The organism is Argonema galeatum A003/A1 (genome assembly GCF_023333595.1).
Lineage (GTDB): Bacteria > Cyanobacteriota > Cyanobacteriia > Cyanobacteriales > Aerosakkonemataceae > Argonema > Argonema galeatum.
In genome coordinates this window covers 74569-97519 of sequence record NZ_JAIQZM010000019.1, presented here as the reverse complement: position 1 = coordinate 97519, position 22951 = coordinate 74569, and the positions used below count along the sequence as shown (strand labels likewise).

Annotated in this window: 28 protein-coding genes and 2 pseudogenes; 20 read left to right on the top strand and 10 right to left on the bottom strand. The window is 45.3% G+C overall.

All coding sequences use genetic code 11. The features are described 5' to 3' along the window. Positions 1 to 14: 14 nt before the first annotated feature. The gene (locus tag LAY41_RS19650) at positions 15 to 998 is read right to left on the bottom strand and encodes a DUF975 family protein (protein ID WP_249101796.1); all 984 of its coding nucleotides are present in this window, start codon (positions 996 to 998) and stop codon (positions 15 to 17) included. A 73-nt stretch (positions 999 to 1071) separates the two neighbouring features. On the opposite strand from LAY41_RS19650, the gene LAY41_RS19645 reads away from it, so the two are divergent. Next, positions 1072 to 2028, top strand: coding sequence for a stage II sporulation protein M (locus LAY41_RS19645; RefSeq protein WP_249101794.1), 957 nt, complete (start codon positions 1072 to 1074; stop codon positions 2026 to 2028). 380 nt (positions 2029 to 2408) lie between these two features. On the opposite strand, the gene LAY41_RS19640 is transcribed toward LAY41_RS19645, so the two are convergent. The 5 genes from LAY41_RS19640 to LAY41_RS19620 form a co-directional block, all read right to left on the bottom strand. Beyond that, positions 2409 to 3749 (bottom strand): DUF58 domain-containing protein, encoded by a 1341-nt coding sequence (locus LAY41_RS19640; RefSeq protein WP_249101792.1) that lies wholly within the window; start codon positions 3747 to 3749, stop codon positions 2409 to 2411. 169 nt (positions 3750 to 3918) lie between these two features. After that, the gene (locus LAY41_RS19635) at positions 3919 to 4941 is read right to left on the bottom strand and encodes an RpnC/YadD family protein (protein WP_249101789.1); all 1023 of its coding nucleotides are present in this window, start codon (positions 4939 to 4941) and stop codon (positions 3919 to 3921) included. 133 nt (positions 4942 to 5074) lie between these two features. After that, entirely contained in the window at positions 5075 to 6025 is a 951-nt protein-coding gene (locus LAY41_RS19630; RefSeq protein ID WP_249101787.1) for an AAA family ATPase, read from the bottom strand. A 9-nt stretch (positions 6026 to 6034) separates the two neighbouring features. Beyond that, positions 6035 to 7159, bottom strand: coding sequence for a DUF4350 domain-containing protein (locus LAY41_RS19625; RefSeq protein WP_249101784.1), 1125 nt, complete (start codon positions 7157 to 7159; stop codon positions 6035 to 6037). Beyond that, positions 7156 to 7764 (bottom strand): DUF4129 domain-containing protein, encoded by a 609-nt coding sequence (locus LAY41_RS19620; RefSeq protein WP_249101781.1) that lies wholly within the window; start codon positions 7762 to 7764, stop codon positions 7156 to 7158. Before LAY41_RS19620 ends, LAY41_RS19625 begins: the two co-directional genes overlap by 4 nt. 534 nt (positions 7765 to 8298) lie before the next feature. On the opposite strand from LAY41_RS19620, the gene LAY41_RS19615 reads away from it, so the two are divergent. Then, positions 8299 to 11091, top strand: coding sequence for a GAF domain-containing sensor histidine kinase (locus tag LAY41_RS19615; protein ID WP_249101778.1), 2793 nt, complete (start codon positions 8299 to 8301; stop codon positions 11089 to 11091). A 99-nt stretch (positions 11092 to 11190) separates the two neighbouring features. On the opposite strand, the gene LAY41_RS19610 is transcribed toward LAY41_RS19615, so the two are convergent. Continuing rightward, positions 11191 to 13008 (bottom strand): caspase family protein, encoded by a 1818-nt coding sequence (locus tag LAY41_RS19610; RefSeq protein ID WP_249101775.1) that lies wholly within the window; start codon positions 13006 to 13008, stop codon positions 11191 to 11193. Between the two features lie 82 nt (positions 13009 to 13090). On the opposite strand from LAY41_RS19610, the gene LAY41_RS19605 reads away from it, so the two are divergent. The 10 genes and pseudogenes from LAY41_RS19605 (at position 13091) to LAY41_RS19560 (ending at position 18743) form a co-directional block, all read left to right on the top strand. Next, on the top strand, positions 13091 to 14095 hold the full coding sequence (locus LAY41_RS19605; protein ID WP_249101773.1) for a hypothetical protein: 1005 nt from the start codon (positions 13091 to 13093) through the stop codon (positions 14093 to 14095). Positions 14096 to 14666: 571 nt separating this feature from the next. Beyond that, the gene (locus LAY41_RS19600) at positions 14667 to 15602 is read left to right on the top strand and encodes a hypothetical protein (protein ID WP_249101771.1); all 936 of its coding nucleotides are present in this window, start codon (positions 14667 to 14669) and stop codon (positions 15600 to 15602) included. A 68-nt stretch (positions 15603 to 15670) separates the two neighbouring features. Continuing rightward, positions 15671 to 15847 (top strand): 50S ribosomal protein L32, encoded by a 177-nt coding sequence (locus LAY41_RS19595; RefSeq protein ID WP_249101769.1) that lies wholly within the window; start codon positions 15671 to 15673, stop codon positions 15845 to 15847. 125 nt (positions 15848 to 15972) lie between these two features. Next, the gene (locus tag LAY41_RS19590) at positions 15973 to 16566 is read left to right on the top strand and encodes a sulfite oxidase-like oxidoreductase (protein ID WP_249101766.1); all 594 of its coding nucleotides are present in this window, start codon (positions 15973 to 15975) and stop codon (positions 16564 to 16566) included. Positions 16567 to 16757: 191 nt separating this feature from the next. Then, entirely contained in the window at positions 16758 to 17042 is a 285-nt protein-coding gene (locus LAY41_RS19585) for a hypothetical protein (protein WP_249101764.1), read from the top strand. 102 nt (positions 17043 to 17144) lie between these two features. Then, a pseudogene (locus LAY41_RS19580) lies at positions 17145 to 17426 on the top strand (type II toxin-antitoxin system RelE/ParE family toxin); the annotation flags it as partial. Next, a complete protein-coding gene (locus LAY41_RS19575) occupies positions 17426 to 17743 on the top strand; it encodes a helix-turn-helix domain-containing protein (protein WP_249101760.1) in 318 nt (105 codons plus the stop codon). The pseudogene LAY41_RS19580 and the gene LAY41_RS19575, both read left to right, overlap by 1 nt. Positions 17744 to 17747: 4 nt before the next feature. Further along, a complete protein-coding gene (locus tag LAY41_RS19570; RefSeq protein WP_249101758.1) occupies positions 17748 to 18146 on the top strand; it encodes a hypothetical protein in 399 nt (132 codons plus the stop codon). Further along, positions 18143 to 18550: a type II toxin-antitoxin system tRNA(fMet)-specific endonuclease VapC gene (gene vapC, locus LAY41_RS19565; RefSeq protein ID WP_249101756.1), complete on the top strand. Its 408-nt coding sequence runs from the start codon at positions 18143 to 18145 to the stop codon at positions 18548 to 18550. The genes LAY41_RS19570 and vapC overlap by 4 nt, the downstream gene beginning before the upstream one ends. 7 nt (positions 18551 to 18557) lie before the next feature. Beyond that, positions 18558 to 18743, top strand: a complete 186-nt coding sequence (locus LAY41_RS19560; protein ID WP_249101754.1) for a hypothetical protein — start codon at positions 18558 to 18560, stop codon at positions 18741 to 18743. A 131-nt stretch (positions 18744 to 18874) separates the two neighbouring features. Here LAY41_RS19560 and LAY41_RS19555 read toward each other — a convergent pair whose 3' ends face one another. Then, complete coding sequence (locus LAY41_RS19555; protein ID WP_249101752.1) at positions 18875 to 19312, bottom strand: hypothetical protein; 438 nt, start codon at positions 19310 to 19312, stop codon at positions 18875 to 18877. A 424-nt stretch (positions 19313 to 19736) separates the two neighbouring features. Between LAY41_RS19555 and LAY41_RS19550 the strand changes: the two genes are divergently transcribed. The 6 genes from LAY41_RS19550 (at position 19737) to LAY41_RS19525 (ending at position 21700) form a co-directional block, all read left to right on the top strand. Then, positions 19737 to 20000 (top strand): hypothetical protein, encoded by a 264-nt coding sequence (locus LAY41_RS19550; protein WP_249101750.1) that lies wholly within the window; start codon positions 19737 to 19739, stop codon positions 19998 to 20000. Continuing rightward, on the top strand, positions 19981 to 20385 hold the full coding sequence (locus LAY41_RS19545; protein WP_249101748.1) for a type II toxin-antitoxin system VapC family toxin: 405 nt from the start codon (positions 19981 to 19983) through the stop codon (positions 20383 to 20385). The genes LAY41_RS19550 and LAY41_RS19545 overlap by 20 nt, the downstream gene beginning before the upstream one ends. Positions 20386 to 20413: 28 nt before the next feature. After that, on the top strand, positions 20414 to 20578 hold the full coding sequence (locus LAY41_RS19540) for a hypothetical protein (RefSeq protein WP_249101746.1): 165 nt from the start codon (positions 20414 to 20416) through the stop codon (positions 20576 to 20578). Positions 20579 to 20817: 239 nt separating this feature from the next. Beyond that, on the top strand, positions 20818 to 21045 hold the full coding sequence (locus LAY41_RS19535) for a hypothetical protein (RefSeq protein WP_249101745.1): 228 nt from the start codon (positions 20818 to 20820) through the stop codon (positions 21043 to 21045). Next, the gene (locus LAY41_RS19530) at positions 21042 to 21464 is read left to right on the top strand and encodes a type II toxin-antitoxin system VapC family toxin (RefSeq protein WP_249101743.1); all 423 of its coding nucleotides are present in this window, start codon (positions 21042 to 21044) and stop codon (positions 21462 to 21464) included. The genes LAY41_RS19535 and LAY41_RS19530 overlap by 4 nt, the downstream gene beginning before the upstream one ends. 71 nt (positions 21465 to 21535) lie before the next feature. Continuing rightward, positions 21536 to 21700 carry a hypothetical protein gene (locus LAY41_RS19525; RefSeq protein ID WP_249101741.1) on the top strand — a complete coding sequence of 55 codons (165 nt, stop codon included), beginning with the start codon at positions 21536 to 21538 and terminating at the stop codon, positions 21698 to 21700. A gap of 22 nt (positions 21701 to 21722) precedes the next feature. Here the strand turns inward: LAY41_RS19525 and LAY41_RS19520 are convergent, their stop codons facing one another. After that, positions 21723 to 21968 (bottom strand): DUF2442 domain-containing protein, encoded by a 246-nt coding sequence (locus tag LAY41_RS19520; RefSeq protein WP_249101739.1) that lies wholly within the window; start codon positions 21966 to 21968, stop codon positions 21723 to 21725. Further along, positions 21961 to 22176, bottom strand: a pseudogene (locus tag LAY41_RS32845) (DUF4160 domain-containing protein); the annotation flags it as partial. The gene LAY41_RS19520 and the pseudogene LAY41_RS32845, both read right to left, overlap by 8 nt. A gap of 126 nt (positions 22177 to 22302) precedes the next feature. Here LAY41_RS32845 and LAY41_RS19510 point away from each other — a divergent pair. Further along, a complete protein-coding gene (locus tag LAY41_RS19510; RefSeq protein ID WP_249101737.1) occupies positions 22303 to 22695 on the top strand; it encodes a hypothetical protein in 393 nt (130 codons plus the stop codon). Continuing rightward, positions 22679 to 22936 carry a PIN domain-containing protein gene (locus tag LAY41_RS19505; protein ID WP_249101735.1) on the top strand — a complete coding sequence of 86 codons (258 nt, stop codon included), beginning with the start codon at positions 22679 to 22681 and terminating at the stop codon, positions 22934 to 22936. Before LAY41_RS19510 ends, LAY41_RS19505 begins: the two co-directional genes overlap by 17 nt. Positions 22937 to 22951: the final 15 nt, after the last annotated feature.

The window sequence follows — 22951 nt, the reverse complement described above, 5'->3', positions numbered from 1 at the left end:
ACTCACGGATAAATTTACATTTCCAGGGGCCGATCGCGCAATTGTAAGTCTAACCCTTCTTTGCGACTGCGAAGATCGTAGTAAATAACTGCTTTGATAGTTTGCCAGAAAGGTAGGATAAATGTATTGGCGAGCGTGATTAAAAGAATCGCCACGGTAATTAAGCTTGAAAAAGAACGGAGAAATTCTTCTGGTGATGAAGCTATGGAACTTATTGGGATAGATGGAAAGATTAATGCTATGGGTGTCAAAGCGAGCGCGATGAAAGGAGTTACGATTAAGTAAGCGACTGATAGGATTAGTACGATTCTAAATGCCGCACCTTTAGTTAATTCCCAACTGCGCCCGATCGTTCTTGTGATACCGACATTAGTTTCTACAGCCAGGGGCAACTCGCTAATAAAAAAGCGGGCTACAAACCACAGTATACCAGCGAAAAACCCAACGAATACAGCAATGTACAACAAACCAGCAATTAAATATACGATTAAAGCCAGAATCGGATAAGAATTAGTGACAATTCTACCAATAAATGTTGATAAGCCAGCTACTAATAAAACTGACAAAAGAAACGCTATGTATAAAGCGATAAAAGCCCCAACCATCAGTAAACCTACTAAAAATGCTGACCACAAAAATTTCCACTTTCGAGAGTTTAAATTGTCACCGGCAGACTTAACCGTTTCTGGTTTACTTATCAATTCACCGAATGCCAATCGCGATATCAATGCTATATTAGTAGAAGCTTTAGCCACACAAAAAATATTAAGTGCTAACCAAGGCAACCTGATTAATACAGCAACAGATGGATCGATTCGCCCCTGAAGTTGCCCGATAAGTAATTGTGTAAAAGAAGGCAGCAAACTCCATAAAGTGGCTCTGAAAGCAACACCTAAATAGGATTTGAAGTGAGAGCGGTATAACACGAGGGCGCTGCTGACTACATTACCGACGCTGAGCGGTCGGATTGGACTGTGAGGGCTGATATTTTGGGACATTGGTAAATCCTGGTTGAAGGCAATGGGTTTGACGCTATCTTAAGTTACGGTGGGCATATTCTGCGAAAATTTTATGAATATTCAACGTTGGATTGCACGGCGGGAACCGAACTGGAAGCGTCTCGATGCTTTGTTAAAGCAAGTGGAGAAAAAAGGGCTAAAGTCGTTACAGGCGACCCAAATCAAGGAATTAGCCAGTTTATATCGCTCTGTGTCGGCGGATCTGGCCCGATCGCGCACCCATCAAGTTGGCAACACCCTGGTGCAAGACCTGCAAATTCTCACATCTCGCGCCTACAATCAAATTTACCAGGGTTCGCGACGCCAGGAATGGCAGGCGGTAATTGATTTTTATAAATGGGGTTTCCCCGCCACAGTGCAGCAGACATCGGGTTACATAGCCGCTGCAACCGCTCTTTTCCTACTGGGATCTGCGATCGCCTGGTGGTTTACCTGGCAAGATCCCGTGTTTATGTCTCTAATTGTACCTCAATCTATGATTGAAAAAGTACGAGATAAACATGAATTATGGATGGGGTCAATTGTGGGAATTGAACCCTTAGCTTCCAGCAGCATTACGATCAATAACATCCAAGTATCTTTTGCTGCGATCGCTGGCGGAATTACAGCTGGAGCATTCACTGTCTACATTTTATTCTTTAACGGGATAAGTATCGGTGCAGTCGCTACTTTGGTTGGACAAAACAATTTAGCCTATCCTTTTTGGGCGTTTGTGTTTCCTCACGGTTCTCTGGAATTGCCTGCTATATTTTTTGCAGGTGGTGCTGGTTTGCTAATCGCCAGAGCTATTTTGTTTCCCGGTAAATATAAGCGCGGTGATGCTCTTAAATTCTATGGTTCACAAGCATCTCAGCTAGTATTTGGGATTGTACCAATGCTGATTATTGCCGGTACGATCGAAGGGTTTTTCTCTCCCAGTCCTCTAGTTCCAGAACCTTTCAAGTACCTGGCAGGAATCGGTATTTTTGCACTCTTGGTGTTGTATTGCAATCACAAGCGATCGATTTAGGCACTGCCCGTTTTAATTTTGTCTGATATCCCGGAACTGCAAACCCAGAGCCTCTTTGCGAATGCGAATATCGTAGTAAAAACAGCTTTGATACCAAATCCGGGATAAAGACCCCCGTTATCCATAAGTTGGGTGAAACATTGCGGTAGAAAGGCTTTGGTTAGGGGAATACACTTATTGCCGCAATGCTTCACCCCTACACTTCACACTATAAAGGGGGTAAATAACCCGGATTTGGTATGATAGCTTGCAAAAATGGCATCGTTATTATCCCATTCAAGTAATTGACAACTGTCAAAAAACTTATAGTAAAAATCGTATTGTTTTCATAACCAGCAGGCAATAAATTGTCTGAAATTTATTGCAATAGCACTTAAAACTTAAAGCTGATTTCGCGCTTTCAGTTGCAGATATCGGTTTACCAGTTGGTCGCTAATTTGATTTGCAGGTGCATCCAATACCAAAACACCTTTTTGTTTGAGCTGGGCAAAGGCAACCTGGCGCTGAGATAATAAATCTAAGGCGACAGTACGGGTGTAGGCAGCTTCGATCGCACCTCCATCAAGGGTAGATACGGGAGTATAGGCCAGCTTGTCAACTTGAGGGTCGCGCAAGGTGACGCAAAACGGCAGATAGCGCGGTGTAAGGCGTCCCAGTGCGGCGAGGAGTTCGGCAGAAGCTGTTATATCCACAATATCTGTAATCAGCACTACTAAGGCGCGACGGGTTTGCTGATTTACCAATTTTGTCACAGCGCCAACGTAATCCGGTTCTAGCAGCACAGGTTGAATAGGGGTGAGTCGATCGATCAATTTAGATAGTTGATGCTGTCCGCGTTCCGGCGGTATCCAGGTAGTAACTTCGCGATCGAACACCGCCACACCCACCTTGTCGCCTCGGTTCAAACCAGTCAGCGCCAGCGCCAGCGTTGCATTCAACCCCCAATCAAACCGCTTCAACCCCTGCACCCGCGCCGTCATCAAACGACCGCGATCGAGCAAAATAATCAAAGTTTGCTCTTGTTCGGGTTCCAGTACCCGGATCTGAAGCGATACTGCTGGTGTCGCCCCCATTCTGCGTGCGGTAGCTTTCCAATCCACAAAGCGGGGGTCATCACCCATGCGATATTCCCGCAATTCGGCAAATTCTGTGCCAATTCCCATCCGTCTAGCTTGGCGCATCGTGCCAGTATTTTGCAGAGTCAGGCGAATGGTTAATTGTCGCAATCCGATCAAATCTGGATAAACCGCGACCTTGGTACTTTGAGGAATTTTCCTGTCATCCCAAGCTAATCCCCACCCACCGAGTTGGCGAACTTGAATATCTCCCCAAGCATATTCGCCTCGCTGCGTCGGATGAACTGTATAGGTGAGTTCCTGACGGCTGCTGCTGGGTAAGGAGGTTTGCAATAATGGTGTGGAAACGCCAAACTCGCTTGGGTAATAGTCGCGGATTAGCAGTTTGGCTGGGCGCTGACCCGATTCTACCGTTAGTACCACTGGGTTATCTCTTCCGATGGACAATCGCCCCAAAGGTTGACGACTAATTTGGATGCGCCTTCTGCGAACCAATAATCCGTCTGCTAGAGTCAATAGCAGCACAATGCCGTCAAACAGCAGCGTACCAAGGATTCCAACCGACACGCTGAAAACTGATGATAGGAATAGTGCGATCGCTATTCCCAACACCAACAATAAATAAACTCGTCCTGAAGGAACCATATCGATTTTAGATTTTAGATTTTGGGTTTTAGATTTAAAATTGTTCTGCTATCACGCGCTCTACTGGTATTGTAGGTTAATCCAAAATCCCAAATCCAAAATTGATTGACTTTGGTTTGGCGGTCAACCTGTAGGGACACGGCACTGTCTCTACAGGTTCCTAGATTAGTTAATCGGGGGTGCCAGTTGATTCGACAAATTGCTGAAATTCAGCAATAGAACTGATAGAAATGGCGCGTTGCAGAAGTTGTTTGAGCGCAGAGATATCTTCTACTTGATTAACCATTGCACTGAGTGTCGGTGGCACTTGGTTAAACCGCACTTCCAAGACTTCCAGCACTGCCTCGCGAGACTTTTGTAGGAGTCCTTCTTGTCGTCCTTCTTGTCGTCCTTCTTGTCGTCCTTCTTGTCGTCCTTCTTGTCGTCCTTCTTGGCGTCCGGCTTCCATTGCGCGACGTTCAATATTGCTGAGGATGGGCATTTTTCGTTCCTCCTGATAGCGTTTGAGTTTGGTGTCAAAACTTTGTTGGAGTGCTTCGGGTAGGGTCATCATCCAGTCGAGCAAACGAAATAACTTGATGATGTCGGTTTCAGTATAACCCCGTTCGTAGAGGTTTCGCACGAGATTCCATTTCCATTCCTCCCGTTCTGCGCCTTTGCCAATAGTAGCTTTGGTCTTCAGATGAGCCATCACTAATATAGCAAAGGGGTTGAGGCTTCGAGCGAGGATTTCCCACTGGCTTTCGTAGTCTAAGAGTTTTGCGGTGGGAAATTCAAAGTTGACGGAACAGCCACCGAGTTCGTAACTGTAGGAGTGAGGACGCCAGTTGCGGCGCTCGTCCCCCAATATCGCTAGGCTAATTACTTTTTTGTGGATGTCAAAAGAGCGGTAATGGTAAATGTACATACGCTCGGTAAATTCGGCGTCTTCTTGACTTTGGACTTCGATATGAATTAAGATGTAAGCCTGTTCTCCGTTGCGCCGCCATACTTGGAAAAGTTTATCTGCTTCTCGCTCTCCGGCGCTGGCTGTGGCGGTAATTTGTTGCAGTTCTTTATCGAGAGATTGGTGTTCTCTCGTCCAGTCTACTAAGTCATGGACTTGGGGAAAAAAGAAGGATAAAAATGGAGCGAGATATTCTTCTATGGCTTCTTTCCAGGTAGTATCGTAATCGGCATTTGGTGTGGTCACCCTGATTTCTCCTGATGATTGATTTGGGGCTCTTTCGGAGTTGTTATGCTTTTGTTCATTTAAGAACATTTTTATTTCTTTTCTCCTCTGCTCCTCTGCCATAGCATAGTAAGCAGGGAAGAGCCTACTAAACTCACCTTGGCACAGGCACTTGATTCAATAACGAAGCAATCACTGCATCAACCTGCAATCCATCTAGCTGAGATTCCGGTCTTAAAATGAAGCGATGACGCAGCAGTGGAGGCGCTACAGCTTTAACATCATCTGGCGTCACAAAATCTTTTCCATTTAGCCAAGCATAAGCCTTACTTGTCTGCAACCACGCTACAGCCGATCGCGGAGATCCCCCCAAAGCTAAATCGGGATGTTGACGACTGCGCTGTACCAAAGCTAACAGATAATCTATAATTTTATCATCAACATTAACTGTGCTGGCTTTCTGACGAGCTAATAAAATATCTTCCACCGTCGCCACAGGTTTCAGACGTGCTAAATCTAGGCGTCGCGATTGAAAACCACCCTGACGATTCAGCAACATTTGCTTTTCGGCAGCAACGTCGGGATAATCGACAACTAGCTTGAATAAAAACCTATCCAGCTGAGCTTCTGGGAGGGGATAAGTACCTTCAAATTCTAGAGAATTCTGGGTAGCGATCGTCCAAAAAAAATCCGGTAACGGCAAACTTTCTCCATCGAGCGTTACCTGTCCTTCTTCCATCGCTTCCAGCAATGCAGACTGGGTTTTTGGCGGTGTCCGGTTAATTTCATCAGCCAGCAAGATTTGCGTAAATACTGGCCCTTTTTTGAGGCTAAAGTTGCGGGTATTCAAATCGAAGATATTGGTGCCGATGATATCAGCAGGCAGAATATCTGGTGTTAGCTGAATTCGCTTAAAATCTGCTTGCACGAGTTGAGCCAGCACCTTAACCAGCAGCGTTTTCCCCGTTCCCGGAACGCCCTCCAAAATGACGTGACCGCCAGCAAGTAAGGCTACCAACAACTGCTGCACGAGCGTGTTTTGGCCGACGACAATTCGGTTGATAGCTTGACCGAGACGATTTAATGCACCATTAATTTCGTTCATTTTTAATTTTTAATTTTTAATGTTTAATTGTCGTATATTTTGCCATTTTGCTAACCAGTTTAGCAAGTTTTGTTCCCCAATTCGATGTTTTTTAGATTGCAGTTGCAATACTTGTTCCAGTTCGGCGGCTTTTTGCCCTGTTTGTTGTATCCAGGCATCGATCAGGCTTTGACGATCGACTGGTGTCGTTCCCAGTCCCAAAGCTTTTTGCAACTGAATCTGCTCTTCTTTACCCAGCACCTCTAAAATAAACTCGCTACTGTTAGCTTTTTGCAAGACACCCGCCAGCGCTTCTATGTAAGCTTTGCTGTTATCTACTGCTGGCGACGCTAGGGTGAGAGGTTGTCCCAGACGCTGATTGCTACCTAGCACCAGTACTAGGAGAATAACACCTACTTGCACAAATACACTCGCCAAAGGTGTTTTAGCTAAATAAGTTATCCAGCTGCCAGTACCCTCCTTGACGATGACATCCTTATCTTTGTAGCCGTGGATATATTCATCGACAAAGATTGACTTGCTGCTCTGGGTAACCAATTGTGCTAGAAATTTATAGTTCCCAGGCTCATTCTGATAGGCATTAGCGGCAAGATGGGGAGTGGTGGCGTAAATAACCTGTCCTTTGCCCAGCTTTTGTGACCAAACTACCACACCAAAGCGATCGCCTAACCGTTGTCTCTCGTCTTTGCTCAATTTCTTCCGCCGCCCTGTCTCAATTTTTACACCCCCACCGCTGAATTCCTGCACGGTGCTAAAAGCTACTTCTGTGACAGGTTGACCCACTCCCAACATCACCAAGGTATTGCCACGTTCCACCCATTCTCGTTCTCGATCGTCAAGCCAATCATTATCTAGCTGGCTATTGACGCGCAGCAAAGTCATGGAATTTTGGATTTTGGATTTTGGATTTTGCCTCACTCCTGGTAAATCGGCAAAGGGTTTTTGCCAACGTTTGACGGGAGTTCCCTGTTTTTCCATAAAAGCGTACCACGCACCGTAGCCATCGGCAGAGCGGCTGTAGGTGGAACCGCTGTTGAGCTTACTATTTTGGGGAGCCCCCAGTAGGGTGAGTAAAATTATTACCGCTACAGCAAGCGCCGCCAGCCATAATATATTTCGTCGTGGGAGTTTCATTTTTCGTCGATTTTACGATATGCCTGCTGACAGCGATCGAATATTTCTGAGGAAATCTCGGCATTGCCAAAACACAGTTCCTCGTGAGTACTAAGTAATACTTGATACGACTCTTGCTTAGGTAGCATCTGGGTTAATTGTCGGTATTCTCCATCTGTGCGACTGGGTTCGTGGGGGATAATGCCAGTTTCGTGCGATCGCTGCAACATTGCCATATAAAGGCATCGCACCGCCTCACCGTAGTTACCTTCTAGGTAACATTGTCGCGAAAAGCCCAACCAATCTGCTGTCGTGCGATCGTTAACAGGCGTCGTCTTGCTAGCTGAGTTCCCCAGTTCAAAGCCAAGGAACTGGACGTAAGGACGCAATAGCAGCCACAACTGCCAAACTAACCAAGTCACAACCAATCCCAGTATTAACCAAGATGCCGCTTTGAACAATGGCCATAATAGTTTGATTAAGTCGATTAACCAGGATGGAAAGGACACATTTGGTAGGTCAGGAGTACTCTGGGAGAGTTTCAGTTCCAGCCACTCCGAGAACCGCTGCTGCAACTGGTGCATTTGCCAAGCAAAGTTAGTCTTCTCAAATCCATCAGCCGACATGATGACCAATTTCCCACATTAGGATCTCAAACGGGCTAATGCTGATTATCGACGATCTCACCCATTGTGGGGAAAATTAGAATTGTAGTAGGTGCAAAATCAAATGCGTAATTCCTAAAATTGTGGCCTGAATGCTAAGCGCCGCCGCGCTGCTTAGGGGTAAAAGTTGGAATGTAATAGTTAGAGTAATTCAGCACATCCTCCACCTATCCTTCTATAGCGGTTTTGAGTTGTATGAGGTACACAAGAGAAACCCGGTTTCTCTTGTGTACCTCACTCAGCTGACAAGGGCTGTAATTTTTAATCCCTCATGTCCAATTCCCTTTTTGCCGATCCCCAGTCCTTTATCCCCAACTTCCCTTAGAAACCGTTGCTGCGTTAGAATGCTTGCAAGCACTCCCTGTATACTGAATAATAGTTAATTTATGTAAATAAATAATTAGTTAAATTAAATAAATGATATATAATTTAAAAAAAATTAATATAGGAATGGGAATAAATTCTATAATTTGATAAATTTTGTGGATATAAGCAATGACTTTTACACAGAAGACACCACAAATAGCACCAGCGATCGACCAGGAAATATTGCTGCGTCGGATGACTAACCGTATCCGTAAATCATTAGAGTTACAAGAAATTTTGAGAGCAACTGTTGCGGAAATCCGAACTTTCTTAGGGACAGATCGGGTGATGGTTTATTGGTTTCATAGGGATAGCAGTGGAGAAGTAATTGCCGAATCGATCGATGAAGCCCGCCTCCCCTCCTTGTTGGGGTTGAATTTTCCAGCCGATGACATTCCGCTAGAAGCCCGCGAGCAATTCATCAAAGCTCGCCGACGCTCGATCGTGGATGTAGCTAAGCAGCAGATTGGTTTAAGTCCCCTAGACTGCCCTGAGACAGGCGATCTCCTGGAAACAGAGGATATCCGCTATCGACCCGTAGACCCCTGCCATATTGAATATCTCACAGCAATGGGGGTGCAGTCTTCTTTAGTAGTGCCGATTCTCTATTACAACGTCACAACCCAGCAAGAACAGGCGCAACTCTGGGGACTGCTGGTGTCTCATCACTCCCAAGCAAAGTCTATTTCCGAACGAGAACTGGATGTTGTTCAACAGGTGGCGGATCAAGTTTCGATCGCTCTAGCCCAGTCTACCTTGCTCAGCATGACCAGTCAACAGCGCGATCGAGAAGCCGGGATTAATCGCATCGCCACCCTACTGCATAGCTTACCAAGTATCGAACTGCAAAATGCGTTGGAGGAAAGCGTCGCCTTGTTTGACGGTTCCGGTGGCAGAATTTACATTATCGGATCTGACGCCCATCCCGAACTTGAAACTCCATACCATACCCAGATTTACACCTGTGGCGCTCAACCCACTCTCTTAGAAGAGGGGAGAAAAGGAGAATCAGCAAGATTTATTGAACAGCACCCCTGCTGGGAATCAGCTGGGAGTGGCTATCCAGAAGTGGCGAAAACATCTACTCGCCTACAAGCGATCGCGGATATTTATAACGACTCTCAATACCAAGCATTAGCTCCAGCTTTCCAATCTACGAAAATTCGCGGCCTGTTAATTATACCTTTAGAGTATCGGCAACAATTTCTTGGTTATTTTACTATTTTTCGCGATGAAATTGATACCGAAACTTTGTGGGCGGGTAACTTCGATCCGGATCGGCGACAAAAATACCCCCGTCGCTCTTTCGAGGCATGGCGGGAGGTTAAAAAAGGACAAGCGCGTGCGTGGACTTTTGAAGAAATTGAACTTGCTGAAGTATTGGGCAATCACTTGGCAATGGCGGTGCAGCAGTATCGATTGTACCAACAGGTATTTCATCTCAATGCCGACCTCGAACGTCAAGTTCAGAAGCGCACAGATGAATTACAAAAAGCGCTAGATTTGGCCAGAGTTCTTAAACAAGTTACAGACCAAATTCGCAGCACCTTAGATTCAAAAACAATTCTGCAAACCATCGTCACAAAAGTGCGTCACCTGGTAAACACAGACCGAGTAGTGATTTATCAGTTCACCAAAGAATGTCAAGGCGAAATAGTAGTTGAAGCAGTCGGGGGTGAGTGGCTCTCAGTTTTAGGCTTGGCAACGCCAGAAGAATGCTTTCCCGAAAAGGTTGTCAATTTTTATAAAGAAGGGCGAGTTCGGGCTATTAACGATACCTCGAAAGCAAATTTAACTCCTTGTTATCTAAAGCTTTTGCAGAGAATTCAGGTTCAAGCGAATCTAGTTGTACCAATTAGGATGGGGGATCAACTGTGGGGTTTGCTAATTGCCCACGAGTGTAATACTCCTAGAGTTTGGCAAGTTAGCGAACTGGATCTGTTGCAGCAGTTAGCAGCTCAAGCTGCGATCGCGATTCACCAAGCAGAACTTTACCAACAAAGCTGCGCTGCTGCAATGCAAGAACAAGCTAAAGCTCAACAACTGGAGAAAACCCTGGATGAGTTGCAACAAACCCAATCCCAACTAATTCAAACTGAAAAAATGTCCAGTTTGGGACAGCTGGTTGCCGGTGTAGCCCACGAAATTAACAATCCAGTCAATTTCATTTTTGGCAACCTTATCCATGCCAGTCAATACAGCCAAGATTTACTCGACCTGCTGCAACTCTACCAGCAGCACTACCCCGATCCCTACCCAGAGATAGAAGAAAAAGCCGAAGATATCGAGTTGGAATTCATCAGCGATGACTTGCCAAAAGTCCTAACTTCGATGAAAGTAGGGGCCGATCGCATCCGCCAGCTAGTATTATCGTTGCGTAACTTCTCCCGTCTCGATCAAGCCGAAAGAAAGGCGGTGGATATCCACGAAGGAATCGAAAGCACCCTGTTAATTTTGCAACATCGACTCAAAGCCAAAAACGCCAATTCCGGCATCCAACTCATTAAAGACTACGGTAATTTGCCAACAGTGGAGTGCTATGCCGGTCAGTTAAATCAGGTGTTGATGAACCTGCTTTCTAATGCGATCGATGCCCTTGAGGAACGCGATCGCAAACGCACACCCGATCAGATCCAACCTCACCCCAGCCAGATTACCATCCAAACACAATTTTTACCAAAGCACATAGGCGATCGGCCCTGGGTGAGAATTAAGATTGCTGACAATGGGCTGGGTATGACGGCAGATGTCCAAGCCCGCATCTTCGATCCCTTTTTCACGACAAAAGAACCTGGTAAGGGAACGGGGCTGGGCTTAGCCATCAGCTATCAAATTTTAGTAGAAAAGCACGGTGGAATATTCAAATGCGTGTCGCAACCGGGGATAGGTACGGAGTTCTCTATTGAGATTCCCACTCACTAGGGTCAGAAGGGGCTAGGGGCTAGGGGCTAGGGAAGATGGAAGAGGGAAGAGGGGGAAGATTCTGCTCCCCCGCTCCCCTGCTCCCCCGCTCCTCTGCCCCTATTTCTTTTGCTGACGCTTCCATTGAGCGATCGCCAGCCGAGATTTTGGATAGGCGGGCGTATTTTTGGGCACTAAAGATGCCGTATCGATGGCAACAATGAAATTTCCTTCAGATGCTCGCTTTTGAGCCAACTGAAGAATAGTTTGACTCCATTGGGCGATCGACTTCTGGGCTTCCGCATATAGCGGCTGACCGGCGGGTATTTTGCGGGCGATGTCGATCGCTTTATTGTAAGAAGAAGCTTGTTCTGGCTTAATCAATCCCTTGGCAGTTTGCAACAAAGTTTTGTTAGCCTGCTGCTTCTTCGCGACAGCATTCCACTGCTTAATTGACTTTTGTGCCTGAGCGTAAATAGGCTGCGGGTCTTTGGGTACTAGATTAGCAGCCGCTAGAGCACCGCTAAAATTACCCTGATTGGCACGTCCTTGAGCCGTATCCAGAATAATTTGACTCCACCGCTCGATCGAGTCCTGTGCTTGGTCGTAAAGAGGTTGACCCGATTTAATTTGACCGGCTAAAGCGATCGCCTGACTATATTGGGAAACCTGATTATTCTGAAGCAAGATTTGAGCTTTATCTAACCGTTCCTTATTGAGCTGTTCCTGAGTCTTGGGTTTAGCTGCCAAAGACCCAGACTTCGAGGAACCAGCATTAGATAAAGCCGGACTCGGTTGACGACCTGCTGTCTGCTGACGCCAAGGACGCCCAAAAATACTCATCAACAAAAGCACCAAAAGCAGCAAGCCGCCTCCCCAAAGCAGCATTTGTTGCCAAAAAGCCCCATCATCATCTTCTTCTTCTGTATGAATGATGTTTGTCGAACTTGCTGAATGGCCGTTTGTTGTCTCTGTCGGGGTAACAGCCGGTTCTTCCTGCCAATTAGAGCGCGGTTGGATATCGTCCAAATTCCCATCGAAAGGGTTCTGGACGCTCGATCCGCTCCCAACAGTTTGGGTATGTTGCTGGGTAACAACAAGAGTGGGGGTGACCGTTGCGCTGCCTACCGCGACCTCCGCCAAAGTCTTACGCTCCGCACTCCCAACGTGATAGCCGCTTGTCACTGGTATTCCCAGATCCGGCAAAATCACCTGATGGCTTTTTCCGGGAGGATGCACCACAACCACAGGTTCTTGTCGGGGTCGCCAGTGAAGTTCGCATAATTCAGGTAGGCGCTCGCTCAGATAACGCTTCAGAGTAGCGAGGCTCATATCCGCCTCTTCCGTGCGTAGACCTTCCAAGAGTGCTGCTGTAAATAAACCGTGCTGTAGGTCTGACGCTTCGTGAGACAATTGGTTGGGTTGGCAGGAAAGTATTGTGGGGATTTCCAGTTCGCGAGCTAATTCGACTGTTTGACTTCCTACCTGCGTACCTGCTTGGTTTTCCCGCTCGCGGTTCATATCAAGCAAAACCAGTTGCATGGTGGCTTTTGAAGTTTTCAGGCTTTCATAGAGCGATCGCATCGCGATTCCTGTGCCTGCCATATCGGCTGAATTCCCATCGATCGGCATCAGGTAGTCCTGCCCGTCCGATTTGACCCCATAGCCGCTAAAGAATAGCCACACCAAGTCTCCAGGTTGTAGTGCCTCCCGGCACAACCAATCCATCCATAACTTAATATTTTCGCCGGTTGGGTAGGTTGACTGACCCTCGACGAACGGCGAGGTGTCGGTCAATAGCAGACAGCGATCTGGCATAAAGCCAGCTTTGCTCACCAGAAAATTCCACAGCGCTTGTGCATCTGCTTGGGCATAACCCAGAGGTTGCAAGTACTGATATTGGTTAATGCCAATTGCCATCAGCCAGTGATTGCTCATACGAGATGTACCTCACGTCAACGACAGTTATAGATTGTTATCAATGATCTGATATCAGAAATTTCAAGGTAAGAGTTTTACGATGCGAATTGCTTCTTTGAGTTTAGTGGCTTTGTTCGGACTAAGCGGAAGTTTTTGCGCCTTTGAAGGGGCGATCGCACCTCCAATAGCTCAAGCTTATACCTCTCGCGTTAATATTACGCTGGATCGGCAACCAAATGAATCCTTTGCGACCCTGGTTCGCAGAGCCGAGGCCGTTGCCAGAGCCGCCGCTCAGCGCAGCTTCGACAATGACATTTTAGTCACAGAAGCTGCCATTATTATCACAGGCCAAAATATCGGTTTGTCAGCACCGATACTGACTTTGGAAGTCAGTCGCCAGAACTGGAAAAACCACCCCGACACCCAGCGCTGGTCAACTTATTACCCCAAATCCAAGGAGCTATTGAGAATTGACGATCCTGTCCCCGCAGTGGCAGCCACCCCCAGTCCCGCAGCCGGACAAAGACCAGAACCAACACTCGGTACAGGTGTTATTCAAAGTACATTGAGATGGTCTACGACTGACGACCTAGACTTAGAAATCACCGATCCCAGCGGTCAGAGAGTTTTCTTCCAAAACAAGCGAGTACCATCGGGTGGTCAACTTGATGTTGATAGTAACGCAGGTTGTCAGAATACGATCTCAAACCCAGTCGAAAATATTTTCTGGCCGCCCACTGGCGCTCCTCCCGGTAACTATGTAGCAAAAGTCAACCTTTACCAACGTTGTGGAACGCGAACAGGGCCGATCGCATTCCGGTTGAGGTTACTGGTACAGGGGAACACAAGGGAATTGACGGGTAATGTGGATGATTCAAATCAAATCGTGAGCTTCCCCTTCTCGATCGTTCCTGCTGGCTCCAGAACGCCCGGTCAATTGCCAACAAGCCCCTCAAATGGTACGGGAACCGGGACTCAACAGTCTCCTCCTGCCACAACCCCTGGGCGCAGTCCAGCTAACCGCCGGAGCAGTCCTACTCCACGCCCCACAGCCCAGCCTACAGCCCCCACTAATTCCCCGCCTGCTACTCGTCGGGGGTCATAAGTGAACCGACAGTAAATAAAGCTGTTGAAAGCATAGGGGCTAAAAACCCGGTTTCTTTGCGTTAGGCTAACCAAATATCGGTTTGTCAGGCCATAGAAACCGGGTTTCTGGGATTAGTGATATCGTGTCCGGTTGTATCCGTATTGCATGGTAGGGGCGGGTTTTGTCGCGAGGTTGTCTGTTGTCATCAAGAATTGTCATCTAAACCCGCCCCTACAATCAGACAACCTATACAAGTCCGGTGCTATCGGACATGATATCAAGGGGGGATCTAGTGCAGCGCGGCAGAAATAATCCACCACTAAAAATTGCCAATGATTGCTCTGGAAATCTTGATTTTTACCACTGACAACTGACAACTGACCACTGACCACTGGCCACTGACCACTGACCACTGACCACTGACCACTGACCACTGACCACTGACCACTGACCACTGACAAATCAGTCTGTAGACTAGGCCCTTGTATTCCATCATGCAGATTAGCGCCACGTTAGCTCAGAGCTAGTGTAAAGGCATAAGACGACTAACTCGCGATTCGGGGTTGTCATCAAGGAGCTGGAGCTAATCATGTCTAAGTTAAATCAATCTGGATTTAATCGGTCATTGGGTACAAAGCGATCGCAACAAAGCTGGAGAACACCCCTGAGCGTACTAAGTTTAGTAGCCTTAATGGGGATGGGAGGAACTTTCTGGTTGTCAAGTGAAGCGAATGCACAAAACGCACGCACTCGCACAACACAAACCGCACCTCAATCTAATGTCGATCGCATTAACCTGACCCTCAACCGTCAGCCTAACGAAAGCTACAATACCCTAATCCGTAGAGCAGAAGCAGCAGCAAGAGAAACAGCTCAGCGTAACTTTAACCAAAACGGTTCGCTTAGAGCGGTTGCTGTGACAGTACTGGGCCAAAATGCCGGTGCGATCGCGCCCCTTCTCTCCTTGGAAGTGAATCGTCAAAACTGGGCGAGTCGTCCCGATACCCAACGCTGGGCTACATATTTTAAGAACGCCCAAGCTCTTTTAAGAATAGATAATCCCAATCCAAACTTTGCCGAAGGGTTTGTCAATTCCACTCCAGGACAAGTACTTCCCAATGGCACGATCGTACCTAGTAATGGAACCGGACAAGTACTTCCCAACGGCACGATCGTACCTGGTAATGGAACAGGACAAGTACTTCCCAACGGCAACATCATACCTGGAGGTACAACTATTAACGGCACAGGACAAGTACTTCCCAACGGCAACATCATACCTGGAGGTACAACTAACGGCACAGGACAAGTACTTCCCAACGGCAGCATCATACCTGGAGGTACAACTATTAACGGCACAGGACAAGTACTTCCCAACGGCAGCATCATACCTGGAGGTACGCCTGCTGGGACTACAGTCTATGACACCACCGATCCGGGGACTACTAACGGGCAAGGGGTTGGCGGCGCTAACACCTCTGGAACCACTAACACTGGGACGACTGGCGGGGGAATACGTCGCTAGCGAACCAGAAGAATTGGCTGAATTAATGCCCTAAAATAGGAAGGCTGTCAACTATTAGCGAAGCGATCATGGCTGTTCCTAAGAAGAAAACATCTAAATCAAAACGGGATATACGCAAAGCCACCTGGAAACGTAAAGCAGCGTTACAGGCAAAGAAAGCCCTCAGCTTGGGCAAATCGATTCTGACTGGGCGGTCTACGTTCGTGTATCCTTCCAAGGAAGAAGAAGACGAAGAGGAATCCTAAGCAGCCCAGGAATCCCCCTTGCTAGACTCTGGGGGAGTATCAAAGAATGTGAATATGGATGCTAACACGACAGCGGCATTAAGCTGTGTTGTGTTAGCAGGGAAAACTCTATTGCTACTGGATTTATGCTAGGAAAATTTTTCAAGAAGCCTGGGCCAGAATTAAGCGATCGCATCCCTCCCGGTCAATACGAAAGCAAAGGATTCCCAGTACTGACTTACGGCAGTACACCCCACGTCACCATCGAGAACTGGCAATTTCGGGTGTGGGGCAAAGCAAAAGAAGCGACCTTCACTTGGTCGGACTTCATGGCTATGCCCCAACACGACTTCACTGCCGATTTTCACTGCGTCACCCGCTGGTCTAAACTCGATGTCCAGTGGACTGGCATAAAAGTACTGGACTTCATGAAGCACGTTGAAGTAGACGCAGGCGCACTTCACATCATGGAACATTGCTACGGCGACTACACCACCAACATTAGTATGGAAGATTTCCTGCGGTCAGAAAACTTTTTTGCCCATACTTTGTTTGGCGAACCGCTACCCCCTGAACATGGTGGCCCGATGCGGTTAGTCGTTCCTCATATCTACGCCTGGAAAAGTGCCAAATGGATTAATGGTTTAGAATTTCTAGAATCGGAAGATCTGGGTTTTTGGGAACGCAATGGCTACCATCGACGTGGCGAACCTTGGGCAGAAGAACGCTACAGCAGTTAGTTTCGCTTCTAGGTGATTCCTATGGTGGGCTTTTTGCCGTCAGACTTTGTTCAAACTCCTGTAAACTAAAAAGGCGTAGGCGAAGCCCGTCGTAGACATCGCTCTTTGAAAAAGTGCGGAATGTGAGATATAATTAAATCGAACCAGAGATAGCAGGGCGAATCTAATCCAAAATACAAAATGGTATAATCATGAGCCAATCCATTATTAAAATTAATAACCGACTCCTTGACTCCCTCGCTCAAATCATCCTTTCTCTTTCTGAAGAAGAGTATCAAACTTTAGTAGAAAAAATTCAACATTCTCGATTAGACGCTCGCCAAGAACAACAAAACATTGAATCCTTAAAACAGGATATTGCTCTAGGCATGGAACAACTCCAAAACGGTCAATATACAGAATATGATGAAAATTATTTACCTACTCTCATCACTTCAATAAACAAAAGGCGATCGCCGCAAAGAAAATCTTGCTAATATTCCATATTATAGAATATATTGTACTTTATGGAATGGAATATTATCTTCGCTCCAGATTTTAGAATCTGGTTTTATTAACAAGAACAGGGATTTCAAGATGAGACATTTGCTGTACTAGGTGTGTTGGCGGAATTTGGGCCAAAACTTGGCAGACCGCGAGTTGATACTCTAGAAGAGTCTTGCTTCAATAATATGAAAGAGCTTCGTATTCAATACAAAGGAGAACCTTGGCGTATTTTATTTGCCTTTGATCCTAAGCGACAGGCTATTTTGCTGGTTGGGGGTAATAAGTCAGGTAATAAGCGATGGTACAAGGAAAATATACCGATCGCAGATAAACGGTATGAAAAATATCTGGAAATACTTAAGGAGGAAAATTGATGACAAAATATACAACCCTATCTGAAGAGTTAAATCAACTTCCCAGAGAGAGACAAGAACTGATTGAAGCAAGAACTTCCCAGATTCGTCTTGAAGAAATTACTCTTAAACATCTGCGGGAAAAACTCGGTTTATCTCAATCAGAATTAGCAGAGCGTCTTGAGGTGCAGCAACCAGCAATATCCAAGCTAGAAAGTAGGCAAAATCTGGAATTAAATACACTTCGAGCCGTTGTGAATGCTTTGGGTGGAACTATTGAAATTATTGTCAGAGTTCCGAATAAAGAACCTATACTTCTTAGTGATTATCAAGAATAGGAATTTGTCACACTTTTGCGCGATCGCCCGACCACATCCCCAAAGCTTAAACCCCATCATGGCTATCCCAGAACTGGAACGACAACTCTTACAGCTTTCGCTCAACGATAAACTGTATATCATCCAACTCCTCGCCCAAAGCCTGATTGTACCCAATCACAACACCCACCCAGATCAACCAAACAAACTCTCAGAGTTTTTCCGTCAATCTCCACTAACTGAACTCAGCAAAGAAGTGGATTTTAGTAGATGCTGTGCATTACTAAAAACCCTTACTGAGTCTCTACAACCAGAAACCGAAACCCCAGAATATCCCCTTCCTCAATTTTATGGATGTATCCAAGACGAAACATTTTTTCGTCATCCCCAAGGACAACAATCAGAACGCGAATCAATCCTATGAAATTTTTGCTAGATACTAACACTTGTATCATCTATATGCGTGGTAAAAACATAAGCTTAAAGCAGAAACTAGAATCTACTGCAACTAAAGATATTGCCGTTTGTTCAATCGTTAAAGCCGAGCTATTTTATGGCGCAATTAAAAGTGCAAACCCACAACGTAATCTTACCATACAGCAAGAATTTTTAGCCCAATTTATATCACTAACCTTTGACGACCTAGCGGCAATGACATTTGGAATAATTCGCTCTGGGCTAGAAGCATTAGGAACGCCAATCGGAGCTTATGATTTACAAATTGCGGCGATCGCACTAACAAATAACTTAACCCTCATCACCCATAACACTAGAGAATTCCAGCGCGTTAATAACTTACTAATTGAAGATTGGGAGATAGATAAATGATAAACGAATGACTGGAGAATATCATCTCACAAATTCCCGCGATGTCTACGACGGGCTGCGCCTACGCACTTCCCACATCCCCAAAGCGATCATCGCACTCCCGTCAATCAATGCCTCTCTCGTAAAAAAGGCGATCTTTACGACGGGCTTCGCCTACGCACTCCTAAAAAAGGGCCGATCGCGCCCTTCGTAGCGTGCCGTAGCTTGCGCTGCTGCTTGCAGATCGCATTTTTTTCAAGTTTTTGAACACCGAAATGGGACATTAACAAGTTGGTAATGTCTTCAAAGTAAAAGAGATTTTACCCTCACGTATTATTGCTTCTTTTACATTTTTCTTATCTCGTCTATTATATCGTCCATCTCCCTATAGCCATCAAAATCAGAGTTTTCGATTACATCCCCAAACCAAAGTTGTATAAAAGAAAAACATCGTTTAACTGGAAAATTTTTTTGAGAGTTGCAGTAATCAAATAATCTTTTCTTCCTGTCTGTTGGATTCTTCCAGATAGCGTCAAATCTTGCGAACGTGTAAGATACCAGAGGTATTCGGCTCATCATATTCCTAATCTCACCAGCAATTAAAACAGTATCTTGTGTTAGGGTTAACTGCCTAGATGGAACACTTTCAACAGGAAGTTTCACAGTGTCTGACTGAAACTTTCCAGGGGTAATAGTGTTGGTATAAGCAAAGCTGCTTACTGATGTAGATGACCACAGGAGAATTGTCCCCAGTGCGATCTGTATTTTGCGGTATGTACTCATAATTAAACTCCAGTATTTGAGCGAAGGATTCAAGATAGTAGCGATGATGCTAGTAGTAGTCAGTGAGACTCCCACAAAGTACGCCTAAGCGGTTTTCTCTGATTACACATTTATTAGACGTTTCCCCACCCCAAATTGGGAATTTTTCGAGTTACAGGCAAATTTTCTCCCCCAAAAACCACCCTCAACCCCCAGAACCCTTCCTCCCCTTACCTTTCAGTCGCCGCAAACTCTTCTCGACTTCCCCACAAGCCGGATACGATGAGCGCGTACCCGCAATGGGGAGGCTCACACTCCCGTAAAAAAGGCGATCGCTAAAGCAGTCATTTCGCGCTCGGCCCAAATTCCCCCAAGCGATCGCTCTTTGACAAAGTGCAAAATGTGAGATACAATTAATTTGACACTCAATCTACATTAATTTGCTATGGATTCTTTGAACCTACGCACAAAAGTTATTACCGAAATAAATCTTGTCCCACCAGATAAACTAGAAGAATTATATAACCTTATTCATTATTTTCGATTAGGTGTAGAATCATCTAAAGTTTCCCTCAACCAAACTATGCAGTTTGCTGGCTGTTGGAATGATATGTCAGATGAAATATTTGCTAATTTCAATGAAGAAATAAGCACTCGTCGCCAGCAAGCATTTTTGGGGAGAAGAAGTGATGAAGCCAGCTTTGATTGATCCAAATATTTTGTCGTTTTTCTTTCGCAATCATAGTCTGGTTGTTGAGCGTTTTCAAGCCTATCTGAGAGAGCATGACAAAATTAACATCAGCATCATCACCTATTATGAAATTGTCAGTGGATTAAAACATCGTGACGCACAAAAACAACTTATATCTTTTGGGGAATTTGTTTCAGGCAATACAGTTTTACCTCTAACTACAAGCTCTGCAACAATTTCTGCTGATATTTATGCCAATTTAAGAAATAAAGGAACACCAATTGACGATATTGATATTCTTATAGCAGGAATTGCCATAGCCAACGATTTGATTATTGTCACCAATAATCTCAGAGATTTTGAGAAAATAGAAAGCTTAGAAATTCAAGATTGGAGTCAGTAATAGGATTGGGCGATGTCTACCACGGGCTATGCCTACCCCTCTCAATCTCCCATCATCAAAGCGATCGCCTACCCGCATTTGGGAGGCTCACACACCCGTAAAAAAGGCGATCGCTAAAGCTGTCAAAAAGCGATCGGCCCAAATTCCCCCAAGCGAGGGCCCTTTTTCCAAGAAAACAGCGATCGCGCAATAAGCTGCTACGCATTTAATTTTGATATTGAGCCTGATGGGGAGATGGGGGGATGGGGAGAGGGATTGACAGTTTTCCCGACGCTCGGAAAAATACAAGCTTTGATGCGATGCAAGCTTATGATGAAAATTCTTTATCCACTCTCATGACGCCAATTAAAGCACGATGTCAGGAAGGTCTAGGATGATGATGCAGAAAGTTAAATAAAATAAAATAAAATCATCCTCCATTTAAACCCCATCATGGCTATCCCAGAACTCGAACAACAACTCTTACAGCTTTCGCTCAACGATAAACTGTATATCATCCAACTGCTCGCCCAAAGCCTGATCGTACCCAATAATAACACCCACCCAGATCAACCCAGTAAACTCTCAGACTTTTTCCGTCAATCACCTCTAACTGAACTCAGCGAAGAACTAGACTTTAGCCGCGATCGCAGCCTACCCCGCGATGACTTTACCCTATGACTTACCTCCTTGATACCTGCCTGATTTCTGAACTTGTTGCCAAATACCCAAATCAAAAGGTTTTAGATTGGCTAGATGCCCAAGTGCCAGAAACACTTTACATCAGCATTATTACAATTGGCGAAATTGCTAAAGGCATCAGTAAAATTACCGCGTCTAAGCGAAAAGAATCTTTGACAAAATGGCTAAATGAAAGCCTACCCAGTCGCTTTCAAGACAGAATCTTAGCTATAGATTTTTCAACAATGGTATTGTGGGGAAACTTAGTAGGACAATTAGAACAGAACGGGCGACCTCTACCCGCTATGGATTCTCTGATTGCAGCGATCGCAATTCATAACTCTCTATCACTTGTCACCCGGAATGAAAAAGACTTTGCCGGGACAGGGGTTGTAATTATTAATCCTTGGTCTTTTTAACCTCATTACTATACGGTTATTTCGACTAAACAATGCTTTACAACTATTAAAATACCAAGAAAGTAAACATCGTGTTTCAAAGTTTTGCCAATTCAAGTCCTAATGAATCAAACAAAAAGCGATCGGCCCAAATTCCGACAAGCGATCGCCCTTTTTCCAACAAAAAAGCGATTGCCTACGGCACGCTGCGCGAACGCACTCCTGTAAATAAAAGGTTTAGGCGAAGCCCATCGTAGACATCGCTCCTTTCCAGTCACTTTAAGCTGTCTTGGCGATTTCTGCTAGTTTGATTAGTCCTTGAGTTGTCAAATCTTCATCAATTGCGTACCAATGAATACCATAACCAGATGGAGAAATTCGATACATTTTCCGCTCTATATCTGTTGCTTCGGCAAGTCGCTTAGATGCTTGGACAATTGGAATTTGATAGGTTTTTCCATCTACCGATAGAATTATCAATTCTCTATTAAAGTCAATGTTTGATATATTGTATTGCTTATCCATTTTGTTGATTCCTAAATGTTTGCCATTCATCTACTATTTGATCAAAGTTTTGTAATATTATCTTCTTCACTTCTCGCGGATCTCGCGATGACATTCCATAGGAATAATCTTCACGAATTTCGTACAGATCGATGTCTAGCCAATATTTGCATTCACTGTCTCCTTTCTGGACATGAATATGAATCGGCTCATTTCCTTCATCTGAATAAAAGAAAAATCGCTATCCCTTTATATATAAAACTGTTGGCATTTGGTTTTACATCACCATATCAGGACTTACACATTGTAACGGTGTAGCAAGGGTTTGAGATTTCTCTGCGCTAAGGTGGAGGCTGTGCCAACGCTATCGCTCAGAATGACAGAATTACGTTGCCTGTGCGTAAGTACTGGACATTATAGCATATTTTCCCAACATCGCTCTTTGAAAAAGTTAGGCAAATCAAGCGATCGCCTTTCCCTATTTCCCCAAAGCGATGTCTACGACGGGCTGCGCCTACGCATACAGTGGGCGCTTCACCATCGCTCATCTCCTCACAAAACAGCGATCGCTCTCCAGCGAGAGGGCATCGTAGACATTCCACCAATAATTGAGAAGGTGCGTTACATTTCATTAACGCACCCTACAAAATCAGCGATCGCCTTTCTTCTCACAAAAAAGCGTCGGCGAAGCCCGTCGTCGGCAATTAAAGCACGATGTCAGGAATTACCCTATGACTTACCTCCTTGATACCTGCCTGATTTCTGAACTTGTTGCCAAATACCCAAATCAAAAGGTTTTAGATTGGCTAGATGCCCAAGCTATACTAAGTCTTATTGATTTTTTTGATAAAATAGCGATCACCTCCCAAATGCGGGTAGGCGATCGCTCTTTGACAAAGTTAGGCAAATCAAGCGATGTCTACGACGGGCTTCGCCTACGCCCATCTCCCCACAAAAAGGCGATCGAAGCATATAATCGAAGCATATAGAATATTACTAATATT